The sequence below is a fragment of the Azospirillum cavernae genome (assembly GCF_003590795.1).
Classification (GTDB): domain Bacteria; phylum Pseudomonadota; class Alphaproteobacteria; order Azospirillales; family Azospirillaceae; genus Azospirillum; species Azospirillum cavernae.
Genome location: NZ_QYUL01000002.1, coordinates 1,171,476 through 1,186,877, shown reverse-complemented (window position 1 = coordinate 1,186,877; position 15,402 = coordinate 1,171,476). Strand labels below are relative to the sequence as shown.

Annotated in this window: 17 protein-coding genes and 1 tRNA gene; 7 read left to right on the top strand and 11 right to left on the bottom strand. The window is 64.3% G+C overall.

Annotation, left to right across the window (positions count from 1 at the left end; all coding sequences use genetic code 11):
- Nucleotides 1–4: 4 nt before the first annotated feature.
- From ugpE to D3877_RS16955, 4 genes are all read right to left on the bottom strand, one after another.
- Nucleotides 5–895 carry a sn-glycerol-3-phosphate ABC transporter permease UgpE gene (gene ugpE, locus D3877_RS16970; protein WP_119831890.1) on the bottom strand — a complete coding sequence of 297 codons (891 nt, stop codon included), beginning with the start codon at nucleotides 893–895 and terminating at the stop codon, nucleotides 5–7.
- Entirely contained in the window at nucleotides 892–1,776 is an 885-nt protein-coding gene (gene ugpA / locus D3877_RS16965) for a sn-glycerol-3-phosphate ABC transporter permease UgpA (RefSeq protein WP_119831889.1), read from the bottom strand. Before ugpA ends, ugpE begins: the two co-directional genes overlap by 4 nt.
- A 63-nt stretch (nucleotides 1,777–1,839) precedes the next feature.
- A complete protein-coding gene (gene ugpB / locus D3877_RS16960; protein WP_119831888.1) occupies nucleotides 1,840–3,177 on the bottom strand; it encodes a sn-glycerol-3-phosphate ABC transporter substrate-binding protein UgpB in 1,338 nt (445 codons plus the stop codon).
- A 359-nt stretch (nucleotides 3,178–3,536) separates the two neighbouring features.
- Nucleotides 3,537–4,640, bottom strand: a complete 1,104-nt coding sequence (locus tag D3877_RS16955) for a PAS domain-containing sensor histidine kinase (protein WP_119831887.1) — start codon at nucleotides 4,638–4,640, stop codon at nucleotides 3,537–3,539.
- 915 nt (nucleotides 4,641–5,555) lie between these two features.
- Here D3877_RS16955 and D3877_RS16950 point away from each other — a divergent pair.
- The 4 genes from D3877_RS16950 (at nucleotide 5,556) to D3877_RS16935 (ending at nucleotide 9,769) form a co-directional block, all read left to right on the top strand.
- Nucleotides 5,556–6,320 (top strand): M48 family metallopeptidase, encoded by a 765-nt coding sequence (locus D3877_RS16950; protein ID WP_119831886.1) that lies wholly within the window; start codon nucleotides 5,556–5,558, stop codon nucleotides 6,318–6,320.
- Nucleotides 6,321–6,408: 88 nt separating this feature from the next.
- Nucleotides 6,409–6,759, top strand: a complete 351-nt coding sequence (locus D3877_RS16945) for a hypothetical protein (RefSeq protein WP_119831885.1) — start codon at nucleotides 6,409–6,411, stop codon at nucleotides 6,757–6,759.
- A 158-nt stretch (nucleotides 6,760–6,917) separates the two neighbouring features.
- The gene (locus D3877_RS16940; RefSeq protein WP_119831884.1) at nucleotides 6,918–8,123 is read left to right on the top strand and encodes a multidrug effflux MFS transporter; all 1,206 of its coding nucleotides are present in this window, start codon (nucleotides 6,918–6,920) and stop codon (nucleotides 8,121–8,123) included.
- A 509-nt stretch (nucleotides 8,124–8,632) separates the two neighbouring features.
- Nucleotides 8,633–9,769 carry a type III PLP-dependent enzyme gene (locus tag D3877_RS16935; protein ID WP_119831883.1) on the top strand — a complete coding sequence of 379 codons (1,137 nt, stop codon included), beginning with the start codon at nucleotides 8,633–8,635 and terminating at the stop codon, nucleotides 9,767–9,769.
- A gap of 182 nt (nucleotides 9,770–9,951) precedes the next feature.
- On the opposite strand, the gene D3877_RS16930 is transcribed toward D3877_RS16935, so the two are convergent.
- Nucleotides 9,952–10,164, bottom strand: a complete 213-nt coding sequence (locus tag D3877_RS16930) for a DUF1127 domain-containing protein (protein WP_119831882.1) — start codon at nucleotides 10,162–10,164, stop codon at nucleotides 9,952–9,954.
- A 284-nt stretch (nucleotides 10,165–10,448) separates the two neighbouring features.
- Here D3877_RS16930 and D3877_RS16925 point away from each other — a divergent pair, with 284 nt between their 5' ends.
- Together D3877_RS16925 and D3877_RS16920 are read left to right on the top strand one after the other, a co-directional pair.
- Nucleotides 10,449–11,132: an HAD family hydrolase gene (locus D3877_RS16925; protein ID WP_119832512.1), complete on the top strand. Its 684-nt coding sequence runs from the start codon at nucleotides 10,449–10,451 to the stop codon at nucleotides 11,130–11,132.
- Nucleotides 11,133–11,175: 43 nt separating this feature from the next.
- Complete coding sequence (locus D3877_RS16920) at nucleotides 11,176–11,532, top strand: cupin domain-containing protein (protein ID WP_119831881.1); 357 nt, start codon at nucleotides 11,176–11,178, stop codon at nucleotides 11,530–11,532.
- A gap of 147 nt (nucleotides 11,533–11,679) precedes the next feature.
- On the opposite strand, the gene D3877_RS29490 is transcribed toward D3877_RS16920, so the two are convergent.
- From D3877_RS29490 to D3877_RS16895, 6 genes are all read right to left on the bottom strand, one after another.
- Entirely contained in the window at nucleotides 11,680–11,919 is a 240-nt protein-coding gene (locus D3877_RS29490) for a hypothetical protein (protein ID WP_147395213.1), read from the bottom strand.
- Nucleotides 11,920–12,098: 179 nt separating this feature from the next.
- Nucleotides 12,099–12,506 carry a gamma-butyrobetaine hydroxylase family protein gene (locus D3877_RS16915; RefSeq protein ID WP_119831880.1) on the bottom strand — a complete coding sequence of 136 codons (408 nt, stop codon included), beginning with the start codon at nucleotides 12,504–12,506 and terminating at the stop codon, nucleotides 12,099–12,101.
- A complete protein-coding gene (locus D3877_RS16910) occupies nucleotides 12,506–12,733 on the bottom strand; it encodes a Trm112 family protein (protein ID WP_119831879.1) in 228 nt (75 codons plus the stop codon). The genes D3877_RS16915 and D3877_RS16910 overlap by 1 nt, the downstream gene beginning before the upstream one ends.
- A gap of 33 nt (nucleotides 12,734–12,766) precedes the next feature.
- Nucleotides 12,767–13,432 (bottom strand): LON peptidase substrate-binding domain-containing protein, encoded by a 666-nt coding sequence (locus D3877_RS16905; RefSeq protein ID WP_119831878.1) that lies wholly within the window; start codon nucleotides 13,430–13,432, stop codon nucleotides 12,767–12,769.
- A gap of 41 nt (nucleotides 13,433–13,473) precedes the next feature.
- Entirely contained in the window at nucleotides 13,474–14,439 is a 966-nt protein-coding gene (locus D3877_RS16900) for a thioredoxin family protein (protein ID WP_119831877.1), read from the bottom strand.
- A 96-nt stretch (nucleotides 14,440–14,535) separates the two neighbouring features.
- Nucleotides 14,536–15,099, bottom strand: a complete 564-nt coding sequence (locus tag D3877_RS16895) for a prolyl-tRNA synthetase associated domain-containing protein (protein ID WP_119831876.1) — start codon at nucleotides 15,097–15,099, stop codon at nucleotides 14,536–14,538.
- A 163-nt stretch (nucleotides 15,100–15,262) separates the two neighbouring features.
- Between D3877_RS16895 and D3877_RS16890 the strand changes: the two genes are divergently transcribed.
- Nucleotides 15,263–15,337: transfer RNA gene (locus D3877_RS16890), tRNA-Gly, on the top strand.
- Nucleotides 15,338–15,402: the final 65 nt, after the last annotated feature.

The window sequence follows — 15,402 nt, the reverse complement described above, 5'->3', positions numbered from 1 at the left end:
CTGTTTACTTCTCGCTGTCCACAAGGCCCTTGATGAACCACCGCTGCATGAAGATCACGACGGCGACCGGCGGCAGCATCGCCAGCACGGTGGTCGCCATGATGAGGTTCCAGTCGTTGGCGGCCTCGCCGGTGCCGATCATCTTGGTGATGCCGATGACGATGGTTTCCATGTCGGCGCTGTTCGTGACCAGCAGCGGCCACAGATACTGATTCCAGCCATAAATGAAGAGGATGACGAACAGCGCCGCGATGTTCGTTTTCGACAGGGGAAGCAGGATGTCGAAGAAGAAGCGCACCGGCCCGGCCCCGTCGATCTTCGCCGCCTCCACCAGCTCGTCCGGGATGGTCAGGAAGAATTGGCGGAACAGCAGCGTCGCCGTGGCCGAGGCGATCAGCGGAATCGACAGCCCGGCGTAGGTGTCGATCATCCCCAGATCGGCGACCACCTTGTAGGTCGGGATGATGCGCACCTCGACCGGCAGCATCAGGGTGATGAAGATCATCCAGAAAAAGACCATGCGCAGCGGAAAGCGGAAAAAGGCCACCGCGTAGGCCGACAGGATGGAGATGGCGATTTTGCCGACCGCGATGGACAGCGCCATGATGACGCTGTTCATCATCATGATGCGCACCGGCGTGTACATGGCGCGCTCGGTGTGGGATTCGCTCCAGGCGTGGCCGTAATTGTTCAAGGCCTCGCCGCCGGGAATCATCGGCAGATTGCCGCGTCCGATGGTGGCGGCGTCCCAGGTCGAGCCAATCAGCGTGACGTAAATCGGAAAGGCGAAAATCAGAACGCCGACGATCAGCACGATGTGGGGAAGCAGATCAATCAGACGCCGCCCGGCGGTGTGCGGCCCAGTCGTGTGCGGCCCAGTCGTGGGGTTGCTCATGAGTAATGCACCTTGCGCTCGACGAAGCGGAACTGGATGGTCGTCAGCACGATCAGAATGACCATCAGCAGCACCGATTGGGCCGAGGATCCGCCCAAATCATTGTTGACGACGCCGTCCTGATAGACGCGGAAGATCAAGGTCTCCGTCGCCTTGCCGGGGCCGCCATGGGTTAGGGCGTGAATGGTGCCGAACGTCTCGCAAAAGGCGTAGACCATGTCCACCACCAGCAAAAAGAAGGTGGTCGGCGACAGCAGCGGGAAGGTGATCGACCAGAAGCGGCGCACCGGCCCGGCCCCGTCGATGCTCGCGGCCTCCAGCACCGAACGCGGAATCGCCTGCAAACCCGCCAGGAAGAAGATGAAGTTGTAGGACACCTGTTTCCAACTGGCCGCCAGGATGACCATGGTCAGCGCTTGATCGCCGTTCAGCCGGTAATCCCAATTGTACCCCCACCCGTTGAGCAACCGCCCGAGCGAGCCGATTTCCGGGTTGAAGATGAACATCCACAGCACCGCCGCCACGGCGGGGGCCAGCGCGTAGGGCCAGATCAGCAGCGTCTTGTAAACCGCCGCCCCTTTGATCTTGCTGTCGGCCAAAGACGCCAACAGCAACGACACCGACAGCGACAGCGCCGTCACCGAAACGCTGAAGATCGCCGTGGTGCGCAGCGTGCCGACGTAATTCGGATCGGTGAAGATCGCGGTGAAATTCTCAAACCACACGAACTCGCTGCGCAAACCAAAGGCGTCCTGGATGTGGACCGATTGCCAAATCGCCTGAGCGGCGGGCCAAATGAAAAACACCAGCGTCACCGCCACCTGCGGCGCCAGCAGCAGATAAGGCAACAGCTTGTTGTCAAAGATCACACGACGCTGCAAAGTTCCGGCCTCTTTCCATTGAATCCCTCTCCCGTCTTGGGAGAGGGAAGCCGCGTCACCGCATCAGTTCTTGTTCGCGCGCTCGAAGTTGCGCAGGACGACGTTGCCGCGCTGGACCGAGGAATCCAACGCCTGCTGGACGGTCTGCTGGCCCTGGAAGGCCTTTTCCAGCTCTTCCTGGATGATGTTGCGGATTTCCGGCAGGTTGCCCAAACGCAGACCCATCGTGTTTTCGGTGGTCGGCGTGCGGGTCAATTGGGCGGCGGGGACGTCGGCGCCGGGGTTCTTTTCATAGAAGCCTTCGGCCTTGGCCTTTTCCACGCCCTTGAACGTCACCGGGACATAGCCGGTGTCCATGTGCCACTTGGCGTCAATCCCCGGCTGGGCGAGGTAGGTGAAGAATTCCGACACCGCCTTGTATTCGGCGGGCGTGCGCTTGGGCGAGGTCATCACCCAGAAGGCCGCGCCGCCGATGATGCCGTTCTTCGGCTCGCCCTTGATCTGGTCGGGCCAGTAGGGCAGCGGGGCGGCGCCCCAGGCGAAGGTCGCCTCCTTGACGATGCGGCTGCGCAGGCCGGACGAGCCTTGGATGATCGCGCATTCGCCCGACGGGAACAGGCCGTCCGGCTTGTTGTCGCGACCGCCATACTTGAATTGGCCGTCCTTCTGGAGATCGACCAGCATCTGGATGTGCTTCGCGTAGAGCGGCGCGTTGATCTTCAGCTCGGCGTTCAGCCCGCCAAAGCCATTGGACTGGCTGGCGAAGGGCGTGTCATGGATCGCACCCAACTGTTCAAACTGCACCCAGGTCGGCCAGGAGGTTGTGAAGGGGCAGGCCACGCCCGCCGCCTTCAGCGCCTTGGTCGCGGCGATCAGCTCCGGCCAGGTGGCGGGGGCCTTGTTGGGATCCAGGCCCGCCTTGGCGAACAGATCCTTGTTGTAGAACATGATGGAGGTGGAGCTGTTGAAGGGCAGCGCCATCATCTTGCCGTCTTTGGACGCGTAATAACCGGCGACCGCCGGGATGTAGGCCTTGGGATCCAGCGCCGCGCCGGTTTCCTTCATCAGTTCGTGCACCGGCTTGATCGCCGGACCGGCGGCCATCATGGTGGCGGTGCCGACCTCGAACATCTGCACGACGTGCGGGGCGTTGCCCGCGCGGAACGCCGCGATGGCGGCCTGCATGGTTTCCGGGTAGCTGCCCTTGAAGGACGCGTTGACCTGGACCTTGTCCTGGCTGTCGTTGAAGCCCTTCACCACCTGCTCAAGCTGGCCGCCCAGCGGCTGGGGCAGGCCGTGCCAGAATTCGATGACGGTCTTCTGCGCCATGGCCGCGCCCGACAGGCTGACGGTGAGGGCGAAGGCGGCCGTCGAAAGGCCAAGCGTGCGACGGGTCAACATAAGGGGCATCTCCCTGTCCGGGTTGGTTGTGTCTCGGGTGATGTGGATGAGCGCAAGCTGTTGCGATCCCGAGACGAACGCATGAAGTTTTTGTGGCGAGCGCATACGGGAACATGCGCAGACGGTCAACCGCCCTGAAAAACGGGGCCACCCTGAAAAGCGGGACCGCCCGGCGGATCGTCGCGACGACGCGATCGGGTCACAGAGAGGGGTGACGACGGCGAGCGGCCCGGCGCGACAGGCGGGCGGCTCGGCGGTGCTGGCCGATGCGGCATGACGATGACCTCCCCAAACGCTTTTCACCGGGGCCATTGTTTGGCTCCCGTTAACGTTAGGGTGCGCGCCGCTTTGGGCGTCTGTCAATCGGACGCTTGAGCCGCCAATGCGTGTTGCGGCGCACGCGGCACGTCCACCGCGAAAATCGCCCCGCGCCCCGGCTTGGAGCGCACCGTTACCGGGAGATTGAGCACCCGCGCCAGCCGACGGACCACGCCCAACCCCAAACCAACCCCCTGCCCCGGCGCCGCGCGCCGTTCCAACTCGGCGTGGGTGATTCGGTGGAAATCCTCGAAAATCACCGCGTGGTTGGCCGGGTCGATGCCGACGCCGCTGTCCCACACCTCGATCCGCACCAGGGCGGGCCGCCGCCGGGTCGCCAGCAGAATCCCGCCCTTGCGGGTGTAGCGCACGGCGTTGGCCAGAATGGGCCGCAACAGCCGCTCCAACAGCAGCGGGTCGCTCAGCACCTCGACCTCCGCCGGGCGGACGTTGAAGCGCAGGCCCTTGGCCTCGGCCTCCGGGGCGAATTCCTGCAACAGATGGCTCAGGGTGTCGTCGATGGGAAAGGCGCGCGGCTGCGCCACGACCAGCCCGGCCTCCAGCCGCGACACCTCCAACAGAGCGTTCAGCAGGCTTTCCGCCCCCTGGATCGACTGGCCCAGCTTGTTGGCCAGATCGATTCCCGACGGGTCGCTCTGCCGCCCGGCCAGCAGATGGTGAAACAGATGCATCGCCTGGAAGGGCTGGCGCAAATCATGGCTGGCCTTGGCCAGAAACCGCCCGGTGGCGGCCTGCGCCTGCGCCGTGTCCCGCCGCGCCTGGGTCAGGCGCGCGTCCTCGCCGATGAGCGCCAGCGCCGTCACCGCGCCATCCGCCCCCCGCGCCGGACGCAACGTGACGTCGGTTCCGGCCAGCGCGCCGAGAAGCGCCACCGCCTCGCCGGTCTCCACCACCCCCGCGCGATGCGCGTCGACGGCCTCGGCCAACGCCGCCGCGCCCGCGACGGCGGCGAGCGGTTTGCCCTCGACCTCCGCCGTATCCCGTCCCAAAGCCTGAGAAAACGCCCCGTTCGCGGCAAGACATCGACCGTCGAGATCCAAAAGCGCGTGCGGCGCATCATTCGCCGACAGCAGCCTGTCGAGAAAATCCTCGCGCTTGGTTCTATGCCCATCGGTCAAAGTCATGGCGGTCTACTCATGGACGTCTTTGGGACATTGGCGGAAAGATTTTAAAAGACGAACGTCCTACCTTACCCCATTTATCGGATCGACGGGGCCATCTTGTCAAATCTGACCTGCGTCCAGCCATGGGAGCAACTCAGCACGATCCTCATAGAACTTGCGGTCAGGTCGTAGCTTCGGCGGTGAGGCGCGGGCGTACAATTGGCGGAGAACTGGAGAGATGTAAGGATTTTCCTTTTTATTTTTATTTTTCCTATAATAGGTATTATATCCTTATTGCTAACGTAGCGAAAGGTCAAAACCATGACGAACAGCACTGTGGTGTTTTGGCGTCCGTCCCGCCGCGCCCTCATCTCCGTTTGCCCGGCGCTCACGGCCCAAACGACTATTTTTGTGCGATGGCTCTGCGTTGACGCACCACCTATCAGCCCCTCTCGACGTGATCGAACTCAATACCGGAGCTGGCGACGGTTCAACACCTTCAAACCTGACCCGATCTGCGGGCCGCGTGCGGTTGGGCGCGAAAATGGGGGGGTACGGCTGGGCGGCTCACATGGAGGATGGGGCATCACACGGCCGCCGGAACTGGGCCCGCTGGCGCAAGCATCCCATACTTGACGATCGAGGAAATGCCCGCGCCCACTCATGGTGTCTATTGGATGACCGCCGGGAACAACTAGCTGGCGGAATGGGCGCCGTTCCCAAATATGAACCACCAGTCCACCGGCGTGGCCTTCCGCACCCGATTGTCCAACCCCATCATGTGAACTCACCATAAGATTGAGGTTCCACATTCTGTGCCTGTGCCCGGCCTCTGCCGGACCACGGCAACCTTCAGCCCTCAGTCCCCCCCCTCCGCCGGCGTAAACCGTCGGGATTGATTGGCGCGTCCCCGGCGGACCGGCTATAAGACGGGACATGGTGTCTCGCCGTCCCGCCCCCGCCCGCCGCCCCAAACGCGCCCCGGCTGTGAAGCCGAAGCCGCCGCGCGCCCTGGAGATCACCGGCCTGCCCGCGCCGCTGGAGCTGCGCGAAAGCGCCCGCGCCACCCGGATGACGCTGAAGGTTGATCCGGGTCGCGGCTTGATCCAAGTGGTGATTCCGGTCGGCGTGTCGGAAAGCGACGCCCGGCGCTTTGTCGGGCGGCATGACGGCTGGTTGCGGGCGCGGATCGCCGCCCTGCCGCCGTCCCTGCCCTTTGAAGACGGCGTGGTGATTCCTTACCTGGGCGTCGATCATCGGATTCGTCACACCCCCGATCTGCGCGGCCCGACCCGGATCGAAGAGGGCGCGCTGCTGGTCGGCGGCCAGCCCGAGCATGTCGCCCGCCGCGTCCGCGATTTCCTGGTCAACGAGGCCCGGCGCGAGATCGGAACCCGGGCGCGCGTCAAGGCGACGCTGATCGGCGCGCGGATCGCCGCCATCACCCTGCGCGACACCAAAAGCCGCTGGGGAAGCTGCTCGTCCACCGGGCGGCTGTCCTTTTCCTGGCGGCTGATCCTGACGCCGGAATCGGTGCTCGACTACGTGGTCGGCCACGAGGTGGCGCATCTGCGCGAGATGAACCATTCCGCCCGCTTTTGGGCCTTGTGCGCCAGCCTGACCGCCGGTCTAAACCCGGACGTCGACGCCCCGCGCGGCTGGCTGAAAACCAACGGCGCCCGCCTGCTGCGCTACGGTTGAGCGCTCCGCCCAACGCTCGCCCGCCGACGCCAAGGGAGTGGCGGGCGCCCCGAAATTCCGCTAGGATCAGCGCCAAGGAGAGCCGGACATGAGCGCTGAATCCAAGGAGCTGTTGGCCCACATCGTCTCCATGCTGGAGGCGCTGACCAAGGAGGTCGCCGATCTGAAGGTTGGCCAGACCGAGTTGAAGGCTGGGCAAACCGCCATGGCGACTCGACTCGACAAATTGGAAGCCGGGCAGGCCAAATTGGAAGAGGGCCAAGCCAGGCTGGAAGCCGGACAGGCGAAGCTGGAAGCTGGTCTTGCCAAGCTTGAGGCCGGGCACGTCGATCTGAAGACCGGGCAGGCGGTTTTGTCGGCCCGGCTGGATGAGCAGCGCAGCATTCTGGCGGCCATGGTTCCGACACGCTTGGCCGCGATCCCCGCCTCAGCGGCCTGACCTGATCCCATCCGTCACGGTTTCCCCGCCGTGTGAAAGCCTGCGGCTTCAGACTCGGCGCGCTCCCCGGATGGCAGACGCGCGCGCGCCGCGCAGGCGAGCGTTGATTTCATCTGATACAGTGCCGCGCCGTGTCGCATCCTGGGTTGTCTCCGTCCATGCCCCGTTCTGATTCCCTGGTGATCCGCGTTCTGTTGACCGCGCTGGTCGCCTTCGGCCCGCTCTCAACCGACCTCTATCTGCCCTCCTTGCCGATTTTGGTGCGGGTGTTCGACACCGACATCGCCATGGTGCAATTGACCCTGTCGGTCTTTCTGGTCGGCTTCGCGGTCTCACAACTGGTCTATGGCCCAATGTCCGACCGTTTCGGACGGCGCCCGACCCTGCTGGTCGGCATCTGCGTCTATCTGGTGGCCAGCGCCGTCTGCGCGCTCGCCACCAGCGTCGAGGGGTTGATCGCCGCCCGCTTCTTTCAGGCGTTGGGGGCCTGCTGCGGCCCGGTGGTCGGGCGGGCGGTGGTGCGCGACGTCTTTGGACGCGACCGGGCGGCGACCGTTCTGGCCTACATGTCGATGGCGATGACGCTGGCCCCAGCCATCGGCCCGGTGCTGGGCGGCGCGCTGACCGAGCTGTTCGGCTGGCGCTCCAACTTCATCCTGCTGACCGGCTTCGCCGTGGTGATCCTCGCCGCCGTGTGGAGCCTGCTGGGCGAAACCAACACGGCGCGCGACAGCGAGGCGCTGAACCCCGGACGGATGGCCGCCAACTATCTGATGCTGCTGCGCAACCGCCGTTTCGTCGGCTATGTCCTGATCGTCGCCTGTTCTTACAGCGGGATTTTCGCCTTCATTTCCGGCTCGTCCTTTCTGCTGATCGGGCAAATGCATCTGTCGCCCGCCCAGTATGGGATGAGCTTCGCCACCGTCGTTCTGGGCTACACGCTCGGTTCATTGCTGGCTGGAAAGCTGTCGCATCGGCTGGGCGGCGCCCGGATGATCCGCATCGGCACGCTGGTGTCAGTCAGCGGCGGCGCGCTGGGGGTGGGGTTGGCGCTGGCGGGCGTGCTTCAGATCGCCAGCGTCGTCGCGCCGGTCTTCCTGTTCATTCTGGGGGCCGGGTTGACCCTGCCCAACGCCACCGCGAACGCGGTCGGCCCCTACCCGACGATGGCCGGTCTGGCCTCGTCGCTGCTGGGCTTTTTCCAGATGACCATCGCCGCTCTGGTCGGGCTTGGAGTCGGCCATCTGCACAACGGCACGGCGCTGCCGATGATGGGGGCCATCGGGCTGGTTGGGCTGGGGGCGTTGCTGTCGCACCGCCTGCTGGTCGTTCCGGGATCGGAACAGAGCACCCCAAGCCCTTGAAAAGGCCCCGTTTCCCGCGACGCGGCGCGTGGCCGCCCGCCCGGACCAACATGACCAATTCATTGAATTTGTTACGGGTTTTCGCGCGAGCGTCAGGGCTGTGATTTTTTTGGAATGCTGGGCATTTTTCCCTTTGCATCGCGGCCCTATGGATCTATGTAACGGCAACTCGCAAGCGCACGTGCCGCTGGCCCGCCCCTCGGCTATTCCGCCGAGATGTGGTTATGCAACGACGTAACGCGTGATCCCCGACCGTCCCCTAAACAAGGCGGCGTCTTGGAGGTTACGATGGTTCATGTTGTTGTGGGTGGGCGTGTGTCCACCCGTCTCCGAAATCTGCCGGTCCTGGCCCGCGCCAACACGATTCGATCGTGTACGGGTAAAACCAGTATCAGCGGCCTTTAACGCCTGACCTGCAAAATCTGCTGTTGGTCTGCTGAGCGTTAGGCCGCTCCAATCCCCCGACTCCGCCTTTTCCGATCCATCATCTTGCGTCCCAGGAGACTGAGATGACCCAGAAGATTGCGCGCTTTTTCGAAGAGCAGCGCCCGCAGACCCCGTGCCTCGTCGTCGATCTGGACGTGGTTGAGCAGAATTACAACGATCTGCACGACGCGTTGCCCGACGCCCGCATTTTCTACGCGGTGAAGGCCAACCCGGCGGCGGAAATTCTGGCCCTGTTGGCCCGCCTCGGCTCGGCCTTCGATTGCGCCTCGGTCCCGGAAGTCCAGATGGCGCTGGCCGCCGGCGCCACGCCGGAGCGGATTTCCTTCGGCAACACCATCAAGAAGGAAAGCGACATCCGCCGCGCCTTCGAGCTGGGCGTCCGCCTGTTCGCCTTCGACAGCGAGCCGGAGTTGGAGAAGATCGAGCGCGCCGCCCCCGGCGCCCGCGTCTTCTGCCGCATCCTGACCTCGGGCGAGGGCGCCGAATGGCCGCTGTCGCGCAAGTTCGGCTGCGATCTGACCATGGCGCGCGAGCTGCTGCTGAAGGCCCGCGACATGAACGTCCAGCCCTATGGCGTGTCGTTCCATGTCGGCTCGCAGCAAAAGGATCTGATGCAGTGGGACCACGCCATCTTCCAGGTGGCGCAGTTGTTCCGCGAGCTTGAAATCCTCGGCGTCGATCTCGGCATGATCAACTTGGGCGGCGGCTTCCCCACCCGCTACCGCACCGACGTGCCGGAATCCACCGCCTATGGTCAGGCGATCTTCGACTCGCTGCGCACCCATTTCGGCAACCACCTGCCGGAAACCATCGTCGAGCCGGGGCGCGGCATGGTCGGCAGCGCCGGCATCATCGAAAGCGAAGTCGTTCTGGTCTCGCGCAAGTCGGCGAACGACGACAAGCGTTGGGTCTATCTCGACATTGGCAAGTTCAGCGGCTTGGCCGAAACCATGGACGAGGCCATCCAGTACCCGATCGAGGTGCTGGGCGACGACCAGGACGGCGACCGCGAGGCCGTCATCCTGGCCGGGCCGACCTGCGATTCCGCCGACGTGATGTATGAACGCGCCGACTACAAGATGCCGATGGATCTGAAGGCGGGCGACCGCGTCCGCATCCACGCCACCGGCGCCTACACGACGACCTATTCGGCTGTCTGCTTCAACGGCTTCGAGCCGCTCAAGCATTACTGCATCTGAAGACTGCGCGGGGGGCCTGCCCCCTCGCGACGATTCAGCGTCCTGCGATCCGCCGACCGATCCATCCCGGTCGTCGGATCAACGGGCTGAAAACCAGCGGTCCCAAAACTCCAAGCAAAATCCAGACATGAAAAAGGGCCGCGCTCCTTATCGGAGGCGGCCCTTTTTCGCGCCAAGGGCGCTCATTCGCGCCAGAACGGCTTGGACATTTCTTCGTCGGCGTCGGTGCGGCTGAAACCGATGTCCTGGAGCATACGCTCGTCCAGGCGGCTCAGTTCACGACGGGTCACGACGCGCTGGCGCCACAAACCGACCATGCTGAAGCCCGTTTCGAACAGGTTAGCCAAAGAGAGCGAGCCGCGATCGGCATGAGCCGAATGCAGGAGGGTGGCCATGGTGTGATTCCTAATGTTTTGTTTTGCGAGGGGTTCACCAGTGCGGCGATCACGTCCTCTGTCTGTGGAAAGATAGTTACGCCTCTTTGCCCCGCTCTGCCACCCCCTTCAGCAACATGCCCGCTTTGCAGGCAACGAGGGACTGAGTAGGGAATGTTTTCGAACTGTGGCGGAACTGTCATTTTGGACGCTTATCGTCCGTGATCCCCACAATAGCACCTGACTGGACAGCCGCCCCGTCTTCCGTCATCTTTGTTTTACTTACGGACCATATGGCCTTCATCATGATTGACACCATCGGCTTCGACGGCGACGACACGCTCTGGCACAATGAATCCCTGTTTTCGATGACTCAGGAGCGGTTCCGCGCCCTGTTGGCCCACGCCGCCGATCCCGACGATCTCGACCGCCGCCTGCTCGACGCGGAGCGGGCGAATTTGAAAGTCTATGGCTACGGCATCAAGGGCTTCGTCCTGTCGATGATCGAATCCGCCATCTCCGTCACCGACGGGCGGGTTCCCGCCCGCGATTTGCAAAGCCTGATCGATTTCGGCAAGGCGATGCTGGAGCATCCGGTGGAACTGCTGCCCGACATCGCCGACGTGGTCGAGGCGCTGTCCCACCGCTACCGCCTGATCCTCATCACCAAGGGCGATCTGTTCGACCAGGAAAGCAAGATCGCCCGCTCCGGGCTGGCCGGGCGTTTCGACGCGGTGGAGATTGTCAGCGAAAAGGATTCGGCCAGCTACCGCCGCGTTCTGGAGCGGCACAGCGTCGCCCCGGACCGCTTCGTCATGGTCGGCAACTCGGTGCGCTCCGACATTCTGCCGGTTCTCGCCATCGGCGGCCACGCCGTCCACATTCCCTACGCCATCACCTGGGCGCATGAAGAGGCCGAGCCGCCGGACGAGCATTACCGCCGCATCGACTCCGTCCTGGACCTGCCGCCGTTGCTGGCGGCTTGGTAAGCCTCACGCACCCCCCCCCCCGGCAAAAAGGATTCCCACCGCTATGACCGCCACCGCCGCGCCGCTGTCCGTTTTGGGCGACGCCATTCCCGAAACCGGCGCGCCCGCACCCGACCGGCTGCTGAGCGGGTCGCCGGTCTTCACCACCTGGAACAGCTACGAATCGACCAACGGCAAGCGCTTCGCCGGGATCTGGCGCTCCACCCCAGGCGCGTGGCGAATCGCCTATGACGAGTGGGAGTATTGCGAAATACTGGAGGGCGAAAGCGTCGTCGCCCACGCCGATGGCCGGAGTTGGACGCTGAAACCCGGCGACCGCTTCGTCATCGAGCCGGGCTTTGAAGGAAGCTGGACCGTGGTCGCCACGACCACCAAACGCTACGTCGTCGTCCTCGACTGATCCGCCGATCCGACAAACGAAAGCCCCCGCACGCCACCCTCTCCCCCGCTGCGGCTGGCCCGCGATTCGGAGCCTGGCCAAAGGAGGAACCCGTCCCAACCGGGCGGGGGAGAGGTTGGCGTGCGGGGGCCGCAAAACTCCTGCGGGTCAGCCGATCGACACGGAACTCGTCACGCTGGCGTTGTGCAGAACGGTCACGGCCTTGCGCCCGATCTCGACCGCCAAAACCCCCAGCATCAGCATCGAGCCGACCAGCATCACGCGGGCGATCTCACGCGACCACGCCCGCTTTTTGGCGTTGACCCGACGGTGCTGGCGGATCATCCGAGCGCGAGCGGACTGACGACGACCTTCCAGACGCTTTTCGATCCATCCCGTCGCCGTCATGACAGCCCCCGCCGACACAGCATCAATTCGATAGGCTTTTGTATAAAATTTTATGCAAATGCGCAAGAGAGGAATCTGCGGCGGGGTGACGCAGAGGGTGAAAAACGGGAAAGCCCGTTGCCCGCACCACCCCGGCGGGGAAGGGGCGCGTGGAACAATCGCGCCGCCAGCGGGCAAACTCACCCGCGCCGAAGCGGATCCCGGCTCAGCCCCTTGGCGTCGAGTTCGGCCAGATAGTCGGCCCACAGCCGATCCTGCTCCGCGCCGATCTCATAGAGATAGGTCCAGGAGAAGATGCCGCTGTCGTGCAGATCGTCGAACAGGATGCGGATGGCGTAATTGCCGACCGACTCCACGCCCATGATCCCGACATGGCGGCGGCCCGCCACCGTCTGTTTCTGGCTGGCGTTGTGGCCCTGCACCTCGGCGGACGGGCTGACCACCCGCAGAAACTCCGCCGGGTAGGCGAAGCGGCGGCCATCGTCGAAATCGACCTCCAACCGCTTCTCGTCCTTCTTCAGACGGATTTCCAGCGGCCAATGCGCCGTGCCGAACGGCTCCGACGCGAAGCGCTCCTCCGTCGCCATCAGGCGGCTCCGGTCTTGTCGAGGCTGCGCGCCTCGTCAATCAGCATGATCGGGATGCCGTCGCGGATCGGATAGGCCAGCCCGGCCCGTTCGCTGACCAGTTCGCCGCGTTCGGCGTTGTAGCGCAGCGGCCCCTTGGTCAGCGGGCAGACCAGGATTTCCAGCAGCTTGGGATCGACGCGGGCGCCGCCCTTGGAGTCGCTGGTCTTGTCGTCGGGCGTGGTCATCGGAACATCTCGCACAGAAGAGGGAACAAGCGCTCAGTGACAGGGGGAACCGTCACCGTCGCGGCAATCGAGAATGGCCATCTCGATCAATCCGATCAAGAGCTTCCCGCGTTCGACCAAGGTTGGCGCTTCCAACAGCCCCTGTTTTTCCGCCGCGCTGAAGGGACAGATCATCGCCAGGGAGTTGACCAGCCGCTCGTCCAGCGTGGTTTCGATGGATTGCCAATCGACCGACAGGCCATTGGCCTGGAAATAGGTCTTCAACAGGGCCATCAGACGACCCCGCTCAATCTCGCCGCAGCGCTCCGGCTCCAGATCCTCGGCGAAGCAATCCCAGCAGGGAATCACCCGCCGGTAGCCGTTCACGCCCTCGATCTCGCGCTCAACGCCAAACCGCGTCAGGCCGGACAGGGTGATGAGGAAACGCCCATCCTCGGTTTCGGTGAAGCTGGAGATCCGCCCGGCGCAGCCGACGTCATAGACAGCGGGGTCTCGCGCCCGGCAATCCGGGTTGACCGGCTGGATCATGCCGATCATCCGATCCGCCCGCAGCGCGTCCTCGACCATCGCCACATAGCGCGGTTCAAAGACGTTCAGCGGCAGACGGGCGCGCGGCAACAGCAGCGCCCCGGCCAGTGGGAAGATCGGCAGCGTCGGCGGCAGACGGTCGAAGCTGAGGTCGAAGGGGTTCCGGGTCATGACCAATCAGATAGAACCCCATCGCCACAAAAACAGGAGGGTCAGCTGAACAGAATCGTCGACAGCTTGCGACGGGTCTGGACGGTCAGGGGGTCGGTCGGGCCGAAGGCCTCGAAGAATTTGACCAACTGCTTGCGCGCCGCGTCCTCGTTCCAGGTCCGATCCCGGCGGACGATCTGCAACAGCTCCTCCACCGCCGCTTCACGCTTGCCAGCGGCGAACAGCGCCATGGCGAGGTCAAAGCGCGACGCGTGGTCGTTGGCGTCGTGCGCGACCTTTTCCAGCAATTCCGGGATCGGCCCGGCGTTGGCGGCCTGCTCGGCCACCTCCAGCGCGGCGCGGACGTTCGCCAGTTCCTTGTCCTTGGCCATGCTCTCCGGCGCCTGGTCCAGCATCGCCTTGGCGTTTTCCAGATCCTTGGCGGCGATCAAGCAGCGGACCATCCCGGCGTAGGCTTGCGCGTTTTCCGGTTCGGCGTGAAGGATTTCGCCATAGAGATCCAGCGCGCCTTGCAGGTCGCCCGCCTCCATCATCCCCTTCGCCTGGGCGAAGGCCTCCTCCAGAATGTCGTCGGGGCTGCCGGCGCCCGACGCCTTGGCCAGCTTGACCAGCTTTTCGATGAAGGCCTTCAACTCCGACTCGGGCTTGGCCCCCATGAAGCCGTCCACCGGACGCCCCTGGAAAAAGGCGTAGACGGCGGGAATCGACTGCACGCGCAGTTGCGAGGCGATCATCGGGTGCTGGTCGGTGTCGATCTTGACCAGCCGCACCGCGCCCTTGGCGGCGCGCACCAGCTTTTCGATGATCGGGCCAAGCTGCTTGCACGGGCCGCACCAGGGCGCCCAGAAATCGACGATGACGGGAACGTCGCGCGACGCCTCGATCACATCGACCATAAAGTCGCGGTCGGTGCTGTCCTTCACGACGTCGGAAGCGCCAGCGGGAGCGGGGGCGGCGGCGGACGCGGCGGCGGGCTTCGGGGCTTTGGCGGGCGGAATGGAGAACATGGCAGGTCGATTCCCGTTGATGTCGTCTGGACAGTCTGCGTCATAGATGAGCGCGCGCGGCCCGGCAGGCAAGCACTCTCGGCGCGCTGTGGCGCGTTAAGCCTCGTCGTCGGCTCCGCCGAAGGCGACGATGGCCGGTTCATGGCCGCAGGCGCGGATGAAGCGCAAAAGATCGTCGCGGTGGATCGCGGTGGTGCGGTCGTTGATGAGCGGGTGATAGTTCAGAATCTCATGCGCCATCATCGCTTCCTGCAACACCACCTTGACCCGGCGTTCGGTGTCGTTGACCAGCGCCAGCGGCGAGACCGAGCCGGGGCGGATGCCCAGATGGCTCCACAGCCGATCCGGCGAGGCGAAGGACAGCCGGGCCGATCCGATGGCCTTGTCCAACCGCTTCAGATCGACGCGCGCGTCCTCCAGCGCCACCACCAGCCAATGCTGGTCCTTCTTGTCCTTCAGGAACAGGTTCTTGCAATGGCCGCCATGCAGCGCGCCGCGCAGGATCTTGCTTTCCTCCACCGTGCGCAACGGCGGGTGGCTGTGGGTTGCGGCGGCGATGCCCAGCGCGGCGAGCCGCGCCAGCAACTCGTCCGGCGAGGTGGGCAAGGGAAGGTCCGGCGACGGAGCGTCCGTTGCGTCAGGGGTCGTGACGGTGTCCATGCCCCTTTTTAACGGCCCGACCGAAATTCGTCCAGTCGGCGAAAAAAAGTGAAACAAGACGCTTGCATTGCGCTCCGCGATCCGTATAGTCCGCCGCACGCCGCCGGTTGGACCGGACGCCGACGCGACAGCGACGGAACGGACCAAGCAGCGGATGCGGAGCGCGGGCGTAGCTCAGGGGTAGAGCACAACCTTGCCAAGGTTGGGGTCGAGGGTTCGAATCCCTTCGCCCGCTCCATTTTCTCTCAAAGACTTCGGTCTTGTGAGACTTGCAGGAAGACCGAGCGGAAACGCTGCGGTCTT